Annotated in this window: 14 protein-coding genes; 13 read left to right on the plus strand and 1 reads right to left on the minus strand. The window is 64.8% G+C overall.

The window, feature by feature from the left end; translation table 11 throughout:
- The first annotated feature begins 86 nt into the window (after positions 1-86).
- The 10 genes from OSH10_RS09085 to OSH10_RS09130 are packed head-to-tail and all read left to right on the plus strand — an operon-like array spanning position 87 to position 8521.
- Positions 87-353, plus strand: a complete 267-nt coding sequence (locus OSH10_RS09085; protein ID WP_245576868.1) for a TrbC/VirB2 family protein — start codon at positions 87-89, stop codon at positions 351-353.
- Complete coding sequence (locus OSH10_RS09090) at positions 353-631, plus strand: VirB3 family type IV secretion system protein (protein ID WP_029075211.1); 279 nt, start codon at positions 353-355, stop codon at positions 629-631. Before OSH10_RS09085 ends, OSH10_RS09090 begins: the two co-directional genes overlap by 1 nt.
- Positions 632-644: 13 nt before the next feature.
- Positions 645-3089 (plus strand): conjugal transfer protein TrbE, encoded by a 2445-nt coding sequence (gene trbE, locus OSH10_RS09095; RefSeq protein ID WP_029075210.1) that lies wholly within the window; start codon positions 645-647, stop codon positions 3087-3089.
- The gene (gene trbJ, locus OSH10_RS09100; RefSeq protein WP_029075209.1) at positions 3086-3853 is read left to right on the plus strand and encodes a P-type conjugative transfer protein TrbJ; all 768 of its coding nucleotides are present in this window, start codon (positions 3086-3088) and stop codon (positions 3851-3853) included. Before trbE ends, trbJ begins: the two co-directional genes overlap by 4 nt.
- A gap of 19 nt (positions 3854-3872) precedes the next feature.
- Positions 3873-4151, plus strand: a complete 279-nt coding sequence (trbK-alt, locus tag OSH10_RS09105) for a putative entry exclusion protein TrbK-alt (protein ID WP_213332555.1) — start codon at positions 3873-3875, stop codon at positions 4149-4151.
- Positions 4152-4154: 3 nt separating this feature from the next.
- Positions 4155-5510 carry a P-type conjugative transfer protein TrbL gene (gene trbL / locus OSH10_RS09110; protein ID WP_266331352.1) on the plus strand — a complete coding sequence of 452 codons (1356 nt, stop codon included), beginning with the start codon at positions 4155-4157 and terminating at the stop codon, positions 5508-5510.
- A complete protein-coding gene (gene trbF, locus OSH10_RS09115) occupies positions 5507-6196 on the plus strand; it encodes a conjugal transfer protein TrbF (protein WP_029075206.1) in 690 nt (229 codons plus the stop codon). Before trbL ends, trbF begins: the two co-directional genes overlap by 4 nt.
- Positions 6193-7152 (plus strand): P-type conjugative transfer protein TrbG, encoded by a 960-nt coding sequence (trbG, locus tag OSH10_RS09120; protein ID WP_029075205.1) that lies wholly within the window; start codon positions 6193-6195, stop codon positions 7150-7152. Before trbF ends, trbG begins: the two co-directional genes overlap by 4 nt.
- On the plus strand, positions 7149-8291 hold the full coding sequence (locus OSH10_RS09125; protein WP_029075204.1) for a TrbI/VirB10 family protein: 1143 nt from the start codon (positions 7149-7151) through the stop codon (positions 8289-8291). Before trbG ends, OSH10_RS09125 begins: the two co-directional genes overlap by 4 nt.
- 2 nt (positions 8292-8293) lie before the next feature.
- Positions 8294-8521 (plus strand): DUF2274 domain-containing protein, encoded by a 228-nt coding sequence (locus OSH10_RS09130; RefSeq protein ID WP_029075203.1) that lies wholly within the window; start codon positions 8294-8296, stop codon positions 8519-8521.
- On the opposite strand, the gene OSH10_RS09135 is transcribed toward OSH10_RS09130, so the two are convergent.
- Entirely contained in the window at positions 8466-9413 is a 948-nt protein-coding gene (locus OSH10_RS09135) for a LysR family transcriptional regulator (RefSeq protein ID WP_266331353.1), read from the minus strand. The genes OSH10_RS09130 and OSH10_RS09135 overlap by 56 nt on opposite strands.
- Positions 9414-9624: 211 nt before the next feature.
- Between OSH10_RS09135 and OSH10_RS09140 the strand changes: the two genes are divergently transcribed.
- From OSH10_RS09140 to OSH10_RS09150, 3 genes are read left to right on the plus strand one after another with little or no spacing between them, the layout of a single operon-like run.
- Complete coding sequence (locus tag OSH10_RS09140; protein WP_029075201.1) at positions 9625-10233, plus strand: TetR/AcrR family transcriptional regulator; 609 nt, start codon at positions 9625-9627, stop codon at positions 10231-10233.
- On the plus strand, positions 10230-11261 hold the full coding sequence (hlyD, locus tag OSH10_RS09145; RefSeq protein WP_110781237.1) for a secretion protein HlyD: 1032 nt from the start codon (positions 10230-10232) through the stop codon (positions 11259-11261). Before OSH10_RS09140 ends, hlyD begins: the two co-directional genes overlap by 4 nt.
- Entirely contained in the window at positions 11221-13044 is a 1824-nt protein-coding gene (locus tag OSH10_RS09150; RefSeq protein WP_210205452.1) for an ATP-binding cassette domain-containing protein, read from the plus strand. Before hlyD ends, OSH10_RS09150 begins: the two co-directional genes overlap by 41 nt.
- Positions 13045-13090 lie beyond the last annotated feature (46 nt).

Below are 13090 nucleotides of genomic sequence, written 5' to 3' on the forward strand. Positions count from 1 at the left end.
ACTTGTCCAAGCCGTCGAAACCCTCGGTCCTGCGCGGTGCCTATGATCGCCTCGCAGCCTCGACCGCGCTTGTCACCATCATTGTGATGGCGGCCACGCCGCCCGCCTATGCCTCCGGCTCCTCCATGCCGTGGGAAGAGCCGCTCCAGAAAATCCTCCAGTCGATCGAAGGCCCGGTCGCCAAGATCGTCGCGGTCATCATCATCATCGCCACCGGCCTGGCGCTCGCCTTCGGTGACACGTCGGGCGGCTTCCGCCGCCTGATCCAGATCGTGTTCGGCCTGTCGATCGCCTTCGCGGCGTCGAGCTTCTTCCTGTCGTTCTTCTCGTTCGGCGGCGGGGCGCTGGTCTGATGGCGGGCGCGTTCGAGCAACTGGACGTGCCGGGCTTCACCGTGCCGGTCCACCGGGCGCTGACCGAGCACATCCTGCTCGGCGGCGCACCGCGTTCCATCGCGATCCTCAACGGGACGCTGGCCGGGGCCGTGGGCCTCGGCCTGCGTCTCTGGCTGGTCGGCCTACTCATCTGGGCCGTCGGGCATTTCGCGGCGGTCTGGGCCGCCAAGCGTGATCCGCTCTTCGTCGAGGTCGGGCGCAGGCATCTGCGCATTCCGGCTTTCCTCGCGGTCTGAGGGAGGCGCAACCATGATGAACCTCGCCGAATATCGCCGCTCGGCTTCGCGCCTTGCCGACTATCTGCCCTGGGTCGCGCTGGTCGCGCCGGGCGTCGTGCTCAACAAGGATGGCTCATTCCAGCGCACCGCATCGTTTCGTGGTCCCGATCTCGATTCTGCTGTCGCCGCCGAGCTGGTCGCCGTCGCCAGCCGCATCAACAACGCCTTCCGCCGGCTCGGCTCAGGCTGGTCGATCTTCGTGGAAGCACAGCGCTCCGAAGCCGCGACCTATCCCGACAACCACTTCCCCGATCCGGCCTCCGGTCTGGTCGATGCCGAGAGGAAAGCGGATTTCGAGGAAGCCGGCGCGCATTTCGTGTCGGGCTATTATCTGACCTTCCTCTATCTGCCACCGGCCGAGGAAGCCGCCCGCGCCGAGACCTGGCTCTACGAGGGCCGCGAGCGCAGCGGCGTCGATCCGCATGAGATCCTGCGCGCCTTCACCGATCGCACCGACCGCGTGCTGGCGCTGCTCGACGGCTTCATGCCCGAATGCGACTGGCTCGATGACGGCGAGACGCTGACCTATCTGCATTCGACCGTCTCGACCAACCGGCATCGCGTTCGTGTGCCGGAAACGCCGGTCTATCTCGATGCGCTGCTCGCCGGCCAGCCGCTGACCGGCGGGCTGGAGCCGCGCCTTGGCGACCAGCATCTGCGCGTCCTCACCATCATCGGCTTTCCGACCGCGACGACGCCCGGCCTGCTCGACGATCTCAACCGCTTGGCGTTCCCGTATCGGTGGTCCACCCGCGCGATCCTGCTCGACAAGACCGACGCGACCAAGCTGTTGACCAAAATCCGCCGCCAGTGGTTCGCCAAGCGCAAGTCGATCGCCGCCATTTTGAAGGAGGTGATGACCAACGAGGCGTCCGCCCTCGTGGATACGGACGCGGCCAACAAGGCGGCCGATGCCGATCTTGCCTTGCAGGAACTCGGTCAGGACGTCGCGGGCATGGCCTATGTCACGGCCACGATCGTGGTGTGGGACGCCGATCCGCGTCTTGCCGACGAGAAGCTGCGCCTCGTCGAGAAGGTCGTTCAGGGCCGCGATTTCACGGCCATGATCGAAACCGTCAATGCCGTCGATGCCTGGCTCGGCTCGCTCCCCGGACATGCCTACGCCAATGTCCGTCAGCCGCCGGTCTCGACGCTCAATCTCGCCCACATGATCCCCCTCTCTGCCGTGTGGGCGGGGCCGGAACGGGATGAGCATTTCGGTGCGCCCCCCTTGCTGTATGGCAAGACCGAAGGCTCGACCCCGTTCCGGTTGTCTCTTCATGTCGGCGACGTCGGCCATACGCTGGTCGTCGGCCCGACCGGCGCGGGCAAATCCGTGCTGCTCGCGCTGATGGCCTTGCAGTTCCAACGCTACGAGCAAGCCCAGGTCTTCGCCTTCGACTTTGGCGGATCGATCCGGGCCGCCGCGCTCGCCATGGGCGGCGACTGGCACGATCTCGGCGGCGGGTTGACCGAGGGCGACGAGTTCTCCGTCGCGCTCCAGCCGCTCGCGCGCATTCACGACACCTACGAGCGGGCCTGGGCGGCCGACTGGATCGTGGCGATCCTGATGCGCGAAGGCATCACGATCACGCCTGAGGCCAAGGAGCATATCTGGACGGCGCTGACCTCACTCGCTTCCGCGCCGGTCGAAGAGCGGACCATCACCGGCCTCAGTGTCCTTCTCCAGTCCAACGACTTGAAGCAGGCGCTCCGCCCGTATTGCGTTGGTGGGGCCTATGGCCGGCTGCTCGATGCCGAAGCTGAACAGCTCGGCCGCGCTGCCGTGCAGGCGTTCGAGATCGAGGGGCTTGTCGGAACGGGCGCGGCTCCGGCCGTCCTGTCCTACCTGTTCCACCGCATCGGCGACAGGTTGGACGGGCGGCCGACGCTGCTCATCATCGACGAAGGTTGGCTTGCGCTGGACGACGAAGGGTTCGCCGGCCAGCTTCGCGAATGGCTGAAGACGCTGCGCAAGAAAAACGCATCGGTCATCTTCGCCACGCAAAGCCTGTCCGACATCGACAATTCGAGCATCGCGCCGGCCATCATCGAAAGCTGCCCGACGCGGCTCCTCCTGCCGAACGAGCGCGCGATCGAGCCGCAGATCACAGCGATCTATCGCCGCTTCGGCCTCAACGATCGTCAGATCGAGATCCTGGCGCGGGCGACGCCCAAGCGGGATTACTACTGCCAGTCCCGGCGCGGCAACCGCCTGTTCGAGCTAGGCCTGTCCGAAGTCGGCCTCGCGCTCTGCGCCGCCTCCTCGAAATCCGACCAGACCCTGATCGCCAACCTCGTCGCCGAGCACGGCCGCGACGGTTTCCTCGCCGCGTGGCTCACCGCCCGCGACGTGACCTGGGCCGTCGATCTCATCCCGAACTTCCCCCAAGCCGAAAAGGAGTCCCGACCATGACCATTCGCCGTTTCCGCTCGCGCGCCGTGGCGCTCGCCGCAACCATGCTTGCCGCCGCGCCGCTCGTGCTCACGCCGATCATGACCACGCCCGCCCATGCGTGGAAGATCGTCTATGACCCCTCCAACTATGCGCAAAACGTGCTGACCGCCGCGCGCACGCTGGAGCAGATCAATCACCAGATCACCTCGCTTCAGAACGAAGCACAGATGCTCATCAACCAGGCGAAGAACCTCGCCAGCCTGCCGTATTCGGCGCTTCAGACCTTGCAGCAGAACGCCCAGAAGACCCAACAGCTTCTCGGCCAAGCACAGAACATCGCCTTCGACGTCCAGCAGATCGATCAGAGCTTCCAGCAGCAATACGGCAATGTCTCGCTGTCGACGACCGATCAGCAGCTCGTCGCCAATGCCCGCGACCGCTGGCAGAACACGGTCGGAGGCTTGCAGGACGCTATGCGCGTGCAGGCCGGCGTCGTCGGCAATATCGACGCGAACCGTGGCCAGATGTCGGCGCTAGTCGGCCAGAGCCAGTCCGCGACCGGCGCATTGCAGGCGACGCAGGCCGGCAACCAGCTTCTCGCTCTGCAATCGCAGCAGCTTTCCGATCTCGTCGCGGTCATCTCGGCCAATGGCCGGGCAAGCGCGCTGACCGATGCGGAACGCGCCGCCGCCGCCGAACAGGGCCGCGAGCAGCGTCGCCGGTTCCTGACGCCAGGCTCGGGCTACCAGCCCGGCAACGCGCAGATGTTCAACCGCAACTAAGCTGGAAGGGAGCATCGTCATGGACGGCAAGATGCTGGCACGCCTCGGCGCAATCGCCTTCGTCGCCGTCGCCATCACGGCGACGGTGATCGAGCTGAACCGCAAGGAGGATGCGCCAGCATCTTCGCCGGTGCGGATTCTAAAAACCGACACCGACCCGCTGCGCGAAGGCCAACGCCGCTGCCAACAGCTCGGACAAAAGGCATTGGACGACACCGATTGCCTGCGCGTCTGGGCCGAGACACGCGACCGCTTCCTCGGTCGTCAGCCGGCTCCGGCCGCTCCGGAAGGACGGTAAACCATGGGCGGCGCGAGCGTCATCGACTCGTTTCTTGGGGTCTTCACCCGCTACATCGACTCCGGTTTCGGGTTCCTGTCCGGCGAGGTCGCGTTCATCGCCACCACGCTGATCGTGATCGACGTGACGTTAGCCGCACTCTTCTGGAGCTGGGGCGCGGATGACGACATCATCGCTCGCCTCGTGAAAAAGACGCTGTTCGTAGGCGTCTTCGCCTATCTCATCGGCAATTGGAACAATCTCGCAAAAATCGTCTTCGAGAGTTTTGCGGGTCTCGGCCTCAAGGGCTCCGGCACAGGCTTTTCGGCCGCAGACCTGATGCGCCCCGGCAAAGTCGCACAGACCGGCCTCGATGCCGGACGGCCGCTGCTCGAATCCATTTCCGATCTGATGGGCTGGGTCGCCTTCTTCGAGAACTTCATCCAGATCGCGTGCCTGCTCTTCGCCTGGGCGCTGGTGATCCTCGCCTTCTTCATTCTGGCCATCCAGCTCTTCGTCACCCTGATCGAATTCAAGCTGACGACGCTCGCCGGCTTTGTCCTGATCCCGTTTGGCCTCTTCGGAAAAACCGCCTTCATGGCCGAACGGGTGCTCGGCAATGTGATTTCCAGCGGCATCAAGGTTCTGGTGCTTGCCGTCATCATCGGCATCGGCTCGACCCTGTTCAGCCAGTTCACGCAGGGGTTCGGAGGCGCAACCCCGAGCATCGACGACGCCATGGCCGTCGTGCTCGCTGCCCTGTCTCTCCTTGGCCTCGGCATCTTCGGCCCCGGTATCGCTTCCGGCCTGGTCAGCGGCGGCCCGCAGCTCGGCGCTGGCGCTGCCGTCGGCACGGGTCTCGCTGCCGCCGGCGCAACCATGGCCGCGGGCGGTGGCGCGATGCTCGCTGCGCGCGGTGGAGCCGCAATGCTGTCGGGCGGAGCCGCCGCCGTGCGCGGCGGGGCAACGGCCGCTGGCGCGGCATCCGCCGCCTTCAGCCTTGGTTCGCTCGGCCAGTCCGGCGCAGCGGGTGCCGCTTCCGGCATCGGCGGCATCGCACGCGCGGCAGGCTCCGCCGCCATGTCGCCGCTGCGCCGCGCCTCGGCCAGCGTCAAATCCAGCTTCTCCGATGGCGTGAAGAGCGGCTTCGGCGCGACCGGCGGGTCTTCGACCATGGGTACGGTCGGCGGTTCCGCCGATGCAGCAGCCGCCGCCGCTTCCGCCACCCACACCGCCAAGGGCCAGCCCGATTGGGCGAAGCGAATGCAGCGTTCGCAGCGCGTGACCCACGGCGTTCAGGCGACCGCCCACGCCGTCCGCTCCGGCGACAGCCACGCCTCCGGCTCCTCCGTCAACCTCTCAGAAAGTGACCGCTCATGAACCTCTTCAGACGACCCGCCGCGCATTACGGCAAGACGCCGCAGCCCGGGACGCCCTATCAGCGCGCCGCGCAGGTCTGGGACGAGCGGATCGGCTCGGCCCGCGTGCAGGCGAAGAACTGGCGCTATATGGCCTTCGGCTCGCTGTTCCTCTCCGCCGGCTTCGCCGGCGCGCTGGTCATCCAGTCGGCGCGCGGGACCGTGGTGCCCTGGGTGGTGCAGGTCGACAATCTCGGCCACTCGCAGGCGGTGGCTCCGGCGACAGCCGACTATCGGCCGACCGATCCGCAGATCGCATGGCACCTGGCCCGCTTCATCGAGCAGGTCCGCTCCATTCCAGCCGATCCGGTTATCGTGCGGCAGAACTGGCTTCGCGCCTACGAGTGGACGACCGATCGCGGCGCTGGCGCGCTCAACGACTATGCCCGCGCCAACGATCCCTTCGCCAAGGTCGGCAGGCAGCAGATCGCCGTCGAGGTCTCCAGCGTCATCCGTGCCTCGCCGGATTCGTTCCGCGTGGCCTGGACCGAACGGCGCTACGAGGACGGTAAGCTCGCCACGACCGAGCGCTGGACCGCCATCCTGACCATCGCGCTTCAGCCGCCCCGCGACGCCGAACGCCTCAAGGCCAATCCGCTCGGCATCTATGTCAACGCCATCAACTGGTCGCGGGAGATGGGCCAATGAGCAGCGCTATCCGCAAGCCCGCAATGGCGGCCGTTCTCCTTTCGGCGACCATGCTCGCCGGGTGCGCTACCAACCGCCCGCCGGAAATCAGCTACGACAACAGCGTCCCGCCGCTTCCGGCCATTCCTGCCGCCGTGACGGATGAGCGGCTGAAGCCGATCCATGTCCCGCCGGCCTGGACTGTTGCGCGCGGCGGCACGGCAGGGGCGACACCGACGGCGCGCGTGGAAAATGCCAATGCGGCAGCCCGCGTGCAGCCGCGTCGCGAGGGCTATTACAACGCCATCCAGGTCTATCCGTGGTCGGAAGGCGCGCTCTATCAGGTCTATGCCGCGCCCGGCCAGATCACCAACATCGCGCTCGAACCGGGCGAGAGCCTGACCGGCGCCGGACCGATCGCGGCCGGCGACACCGCCCGCTGGATCATCGGCGACACGGAATCCGGCTCCGGCGTCGCCCGCCGGGTCCATGTGCTGGTAAAGCCGACGCGCGCCGACATCACCACCAATCTCGTCATCACCACCGACCGGCGCACCTACATGGTCGAGCTGCGCTCCGGCGAGAAGCCCTATATGCCGGTCGTCGCCTGGGCCTATCCGCAGCCGGCAGGCGGCGGCCGTCAGGCCACCCCGGCAACGCCGGTCATCCCGGCCGTCGCCGCGCGTAATTATCGCTACAGCCTGACCGGCAGCAGCAATCCGCCATGGAAGCCCGCCGCAGTCTATGACGACGGCCGCCGCGTCTATGTCGAGTTCCCCCGCGGCATCGTGCAGGGCGAAATGCCGCCGATCTTCGTCATCGGCCCCGAGGGCGAGGCGCAGATCGCTAATACACGCATCTATCAACACATCCTAATCGTCGATCGCCTGTTCGGCGCGGCCGAGCTACGCCTTGGCAGCGGCGACCGCCAGCAGACCGTCAGGATCGTCCGCACCGACGGGAGACCGCAATCATGACCGAAGCCGAATCCAATGCAGCTCCCATGCGCCTGCGCGCCGAAGCCCCCCGCGTCACGCGTCTGTCACGCAAGATGCTCGCCGGAGTCACGGCTGTCGCCCTGGTCGGGATCGGTGGCGCGCTGATCTATGCGCTCCAAACACGCACCGGCGGCGATGGCGGGGAAGAACTCTATTCCACCGCCAACCGTCAGCCCGCCGATGGTCTTGCCGGTCTGCCGCGCGACTATACCGGCCCCGTTCTCGGGCCAGCGCTGCCCGGCGATCTCGGCGGCCCGATCCTTAGCGCGCAGAATGCCGGCCAGCCCATAATGCCGCCCGTTGTTCCGACACCCGGTGTCGACGAGGCCGAGCAGCGCCGTCGCGCCGAGGAAGAGGCCGCCCGCCTCAGCACCGTCTTCTTCCAGTCCCGGCAGGGGTCGACGACTGCCGCTTCGCCGAGTGCCATGCCCGGCTTTACCGGCTTCGACCCCGCCAGCGCGGCGGGACAGCCGACCGCGCAGGACAAGCAGCTCGCCTTCCTCAATGCGGCGGCCGACCGGCGCACGGTGACGCCGGATCGCGTCACGCCACCGGCATCGCCCTTCGTGCTTCAGGCCGGCGCGGTCATCTCGGCCGCGCTCATCACCGGCATCCGTTCCGATCTACCGGGCCAGATCACCGCGCAGGTCACGGAGAACATCTATGACAGCCCGACCGGCAGCATCCTGCTCGTGCCGCAGGGGACGCGCCTTATCGGTCAGTACGACAACGCCGTGCAGTTCGGCCAGCGCCGCGTTTTGCTCGTCTGGAACCGCCTCATCATGCCGAACGGCCGCTCGATCGTTCTCGAGCGCCAGCCGGGCGCGGATACGCAGGGCTATGCCGGCCTGGAGGATGGCGTCGATTACCATTGGTGGGATCTCGCCAAGGCGGCCGCGCTCTCGACCCTGCTCGGCGTCGGAGCGGAACTCGCCACCGATGACAATGACCGCCTGATCCGAGCCATCCGCGACGGCGCGCAGGACACGATCAACCAGGCCGGTCAGCAGATCGTCCAGCGTCAGTTGCAGGTCGCGCCGACCCTGACCATCCGGCCCGGTTTCCCGATCCGCGTCATCGTCACCAAGGATTTGGTGCTCGAACCTTACAGGAGCTGACCATGACTAAGCTGAAACTCGGCCCCATTGCGGACGATAAACCCGTCAAGGTCGCGCTGGAGCTGCCTGCCGCGCTCCATCGCGACCTCATGGCCTATGCCGAGATCCTCGGCCGCGAGTCGGGACAGGCATCGGCCGATCCGGTCCGTCTCATTGTTCCTATGCTGGAGCGATTCATAGCCACGGATCGGGGATTTGTGAAAGCGAGGAAGTCAAAAGCATCGCAGTAATGATTGTTGCTCTTGTTGATCGGGATAATGTACGCGCGAGACTGAGCAATCGACGGCAGGCCGGATTATCGTTCCGGGGCGACCACACTGCGCTGAAGGGCAGAACTTCGTTCGCGATCGGTCGATATGTGATTCCTGGGAACTGTGCGACCGTAGTTGCTTCGCTTGTCAGCGTTAGACCTCGGCCGACCGCTACGAGCGAGAGAAGATTGTCTCGACCGACATATTGTGTGTCAACTTCCGGATGCCGTCCAAGATCAGCGAGGCGCTGCACCAAGTAGTCGTGAATCTCCGGCCCCGGCGCCCCGTCGCTTACAATGAACCGCTCGCCGACGAGGTCGCGCCAGTTGAGTTCCGCCTTGCCGCAGAGCGAGTGGTTAGCGGGAAGGACAACAAATACCCGCTCCCACCAAAGCTGATCGACTTCGCAATCGGGCCACTGCGACGTATCGGTGATGAACGCAACATCAAGTCGCAACTGACGAATCGCCGAAACATGATCCGCCGGATCGCCGTCTATCAGCTCGATTCGAACCTGCGCGTGACCCTTATCATAAGCACGCAGCAACTCCGACAGGAAGCCCGAGGCGAGCGAGGAGAATATCCCGATCTTGATCCTACCGTCTTCGGAGCGTCCGATCGTCGCGACGTCCTTTGCACCATACTCGATCTGCCGAAGTGCCTTTCGCGCGTGCCGCACGAAGCGCTGCCCGGCCAGCGTCAGAATGACACCGCCATTGTGCCGCTGAAAGAGCGAGGCGCCCAAGTCATCCTCAAGATCGCGGATTCGACGGCTGACCGCTGACTCTCGGATGCCAAGCGCCGACGCAGCCTTGCGAAAACTGCCATGTTCCGCCGCGGCAACGAAATATCGGAGGTGGCGTAGCTCCACTTATATCCCGCTGAGTTCATGACGTAACCGGCCCCTCCCACAGGGAGAAAGCAGGCGCCCTCGTTTCCATTCACATAGGATCGACCAGTACCGGGCGACCGGGATAACGGCCTTGCTGTCGATGACAATTACCCCCTCGCGGTTCCCTCTTGTGGTATGCACCCATAGCAGATAGATAGTAATAAATTACTTTCTTTTACGAGTGCAAGCCATGAGTGGACATCCCAAGCATCTTCCCGCTGACGAGCGACGGGCGGCAACCGTGGAGGCTGTGGTCGATCTGGCTGCAGAACAGAATCCGAGCGACATCACAACGACGGCCATCGCGCAGCGAATGGGGCTGACCCAGGGGGCGCTGTTCCGCCACTTCCCGACCAAGGATGCCATCCTGGAGGCAGTCATGTCCTGGGTGGCCGAGCGCTTGCTCGCCCGTGTGGATGAGGCCGCAGAAGGAGCCACGTCTCCAATCGCAGCCCTTGAGGCGGTCTTCGTGACGCATATCGATTTCGTGTCTGAACACCCGGGGGTGCCAAGAATGCTCTTTGGGGAGTTGCAACGTCCGGGGGAGACTCTTCCGAAGCGGATGGCCCAGACGTTGATCCGCCACAACGGCGAGCGGCTTCGTGGCTTGCTCGAAGCAGGGAAGACACGGAGCGAACTGCATGCAGATCTCGATCCAGACGCCGCAGCTACCCTGTTCATCGGCACGGTCCAGGGACTCGTCATGCGATCCATGCTGGCGGGCGATGTCACACGCATCCGTGGCGATGCGCCCGGCGTATTTGCCATTTATCTGCGCGGTATCGGAACGGTGCAATGAAGAGTATCCGCCTATCCAGCGTCGCAAAGCGGGTCATCATTGTTGCCGCCGTCATCACGATAATTGGTGCTGGATGGCTGTGGATGCAGAGCGGCGACCGCGACGACAATGCACTGCGCCTGTATGGCAATGTCGACATTCGGGAAGTTCAATTGGCCTTCCGTCAGTCGGGCCGTGTAGTGCGGATGCACTTCGATGAAGGAGATCACGTCGAAGCGGGCGCGCGCTTGGCAAGCCTCGACGCACAGCCATTCGAGGAAGCACTCGCGGCTGCAGACGCGTCTGTGGATGTTTCACAGGCGGAACTCGACAAATTGCGCCGCGGCCTGCGGCCGCAAGAGATCGCACAGACGCAAGAGGTCCTCAATCAGGCATTGGCCGTCGCCAGGGAGGCGGAGCGCAATTTCGATCGTCAGAGCCAGTTGCTCACGTCGGGGGCCACGAGTCAAAAAGCGGCCGATACTGCTCGCGCCGCGCGCGATCAGGCCGTGGCCAGTGTCAATGCGGCCCGGGCAGCCCATTCGCAAGCTGCAGAGGGCTTCCGCAAAGAAGATATCGCAGCGGGGCAAGCCCGCCTGGCCGCCACACAAGCGGCACGAGCACAAGCTGCCACCGCCCTTGCAGACACCGTGCTGCTTGCGCCAAGCACTGGCACGATAATCGCCCGGGTGCGCGAACCCGGCAGCATGGTTGTCAGCCAGAGCCCGGTCTACAGTGTCAGTCTTGACGCACCGGTTTATGTGCGCGCTTACATCGGTGAACCGGATCTGGGGCGCATTGCGCCCGGGATGCGAGTGCGCGTTCGCAGCGACTCCTCCGACAAACTCTATCAAGGTCAGATCGGGTTCATTTCCCCGCGCGCCGAGTTCACGCCAAAAACGGTAGAGACCGCGGATCTGCGCACGGATCTCGTCTATCGCCTGCGGATCGTGGTGATCAATGCAGATGCAGCGCTGCGCCAGGGCATGCCGGTGACCATTGAGGTCGATGCCGGGAAAGCCTCCAACGCGCGCACCACAGGCCATTAACGTGTCGGGTAGCGTAACATCGGACCCGCCTCGCGACCCTAATAGTGAGGTCGCGGTCGTCATCGACGGGGTGAACAAGCATTTTGGCAGCGTGCATGCATTGCAGGGCTTGAACGCACATATCCGGTACGGCTGCCTTACCGGGCTGGTTGGACCGGACGGCGCAGGCAAGACCACCTTGATGCGCATCCTGACAGGTCTGCTGACACCGGACAGTGGCCACGCCACGGTGGCGGGTTTCGATGTGGTGGGCGACAATGACGCCATCCACGTCGCAACCGGCTACATGCCGCAGCGCTTTGGTCTCTACGAAGACTTGTCGGTCATGGAGAATATGCGGCTCTATGCGCAGTTGCGCGGCATGGATGCCGACAGGAACGCTGATCTTTTCGCGGAATTGCTCGACTTCACGCGCCTTGCCCCCTTTACCGAACGCCTGGCGGGCAAGCTCTCCGGCGGCATGAAGCAAAAGCTGGGTCTCGCCTGCGCCCTGATGGCCCGGCCTGCCGTACTGTTGCTTGATGAACCCGGCGTCGGCGTCGACCCGGTCAGCCGTCAGGACCTGTGGCGCATGGTGCAGGCGTTGACCGACGAAGGAATGGCTGTGGTCTGGTCGACCGCCTACCTCGACGAAGCCGAGCGCTGCGACAGCGTATTGCTGCTCAACGAAGGGCAACTCGCTTATGACGGACCGCCCGGAGAGTTGACGGCGCGCCTTACAGACCGAAGCTTTCGCCTGGAGCAGGTCGGCGATAGCCGCCGGGCCGTGCTTGCCGAAGCACTGAATCTGGAAAGCGTCAGCGATGGGGTAATCCAGGGTGCCGGCGTACGCATGGTGTTGCGTGCGCATTCGGGAACCGAACAGATAACCGCGCTTGCCGATCGGGTCGAGGCGCAGCTCAGGGCGGTGCCCGCCCGCTTCGAAGACGCCTTCATCGACCTTCTTGGCGGCGGCCCCGGCGGCACATCGGCGCTCGCCGAGGGGTTGCCTCCTGTCGAGCTTGCTTCGGACGTCGCCGTTTCCTGCCGCGATCTGACGAAGCGCTTTGGTGCTTTCACAGCCACCGACACTGTGAGCTTCGAGGTCCGCAAGGGAGAAATCTTTGGTCTGCTCGGGCCGAACGGCGCTGGCAAATCGACGACGTTCAAAATGCTGTGCGGCCTGCTCAAACCCACCAGCGGAGAGGCGCATGTGGTGGGCCTCGATCTGCGCCGGGCGACCGGCGCGGCCAAGGGCCAGCTTGGCTATATGGCGCAGAAGTTCTCGCTCTATGGTTTGCTATCCGTGCGGCAAAATCTGGAGTTCTCCGCAGGCGTATATGGCCTGGAAGGCGCAGCGCGGCAGGCGCGGATCGCGGAGATGGTCGAAATCTTCGGTCTGCAGACCTGGTTGTCGGCGGCGCCGGATTCGCTGCCGCTCGGATATAAGCAACGCCTAGCACTGGCCTGCGCGGTGATGCATCGCCCGCCCGTGCTGTTCCTGGATGAGCCGACTTCAGGCGTCGATCCCATCACTAGGCGCGAATTCTGGACCCATATCAACGGTCTTGCCCGCAAGGGCGTGACGGTGATGGTCACCACCCATTTCATGGACGAGGCAGAATATTGCGATCGGGTTGCGATGCTTTATCGCGCCCGGCTGATCGCGCTCGATACGCCGGACGCTCTCAAGCGCGGCGCTGTCAGTGATCTTCGGCCGGACCCGACCATGGAAGACGCGTTCATTCATCTGGTCGAAGCCGAAGATCTCGCTGACGACCCTCGCAGCGGGACGACCGCATGAACGGCGTGAACGAACCGCGCCCGCATCACCGGGTGCCTCTTGAGGC

Origin of the sequence: Kaistia defluvii (assembly GCF_026343955.1) — a bacterium.
Taxonomy (GTDB): domain Bacteria; phylum Pseudomonadota; class Alphaproteobacteria; order Rhizobiales; family Kaistiaceae; genus Kaistia; species Kaistia defluvii.

What these genes read in the sequence shown, in the direction of transcription:
- OSH10_RS09085 (WP_245576868.1), top strand. Translation starts at nt 87, where the DNA reads ATGGCGGCCACGCCGCCCGCCTATGCCTCCGGCTCCTCCATGCCGTGG.
- hlyD (WP_110781237.1), top strand. Translation starts at nt 10,230, where the DNA reads ATGAAGAGTATCCGCCTATCCAGCGTCGCAAAGCGGGTCATCATTGTT.
- OSH10_RS09150 (WP_210205452.1), top strand. Translation starts at nt 11,221, where the DNA reads ATGCCGGGAAAGCCTCCAACGCGCGCACCACAGGCCATTAACGTGTCG.
- trbK-alt (WP_213332555.1), top strand. Translation starts at nt 3,873, where the DNA reads ATGGACGGCAAGATGCTGGCACGCCTCGGCGCAATCGCCTTCGTCGCC.
- OSH10_RS09130 (WP_029075203.1), top strand. Translation starts at nt 8,294, where the DNA reads ATGACTAAGCTGAAACTCGGCCCCATTGCGGACGATAAACCCGTCAAG.
- trbE (WP_029075210.1), top strand. Translation starts at nt 645, where the DNA reads ATGATGAACCTCGCCGAATATCGCCGCTCGGCTTCGCGCCTTGCCGAC.
- trbG (WP_029075205.1), top strand. Translation starts at nt 6,193, where the DNA reads ATGAGCAGCGCTATCCGCAAGCCCGCAATGGCGGCCGTTCTCCTTTCG.
- trbJ (WP_029075209.1), top strand. Translation starts at nt 3,086, where the DNA reads ATGACCATTCGCCGTTTCCGCTCGCGCGCCGTGGCGCTCGCCGCAACC.
- OSH10_RS09140 (WP_029075201.1), top strand. Translation starts at nt 9,625, where the DNA reads ATGAGTGGACATCCCAAGCATCTTCCCGCTGACGAGCGACGGGCGGCA.
- OSH10_RS09125 (WP_029075204.1), top strand. Translation starts at nt 7,149, where the DNA reads ATGACCGAAGCCGAATCCAATGCAGCTCCCATGCGCCTGCGCGCCGAA.
- trbL (WP_266331352.1), top strand. Translation starts at nt 4,155, where the DNA reads ATGGGCGGCGCGAGCGTCATCGACTCGTTTCTTGGGGTCTTCACCCGC.
- OSH10_RS09090 (WP_029075211.1), top strand. Translation starts at nt 353, where the DNA reads ATGGCGGGCGCGTTCGAGCAACTGGACGTGCCGGGCTTCACCGTGCCG.
- trbF (WP_029075206.1), top strand. Translation starts at nt 5,507, where the DNA reads ATGAACCTCTTCAGACGACCCGCCGCGCATTACGGCAAGACGCCGCAG.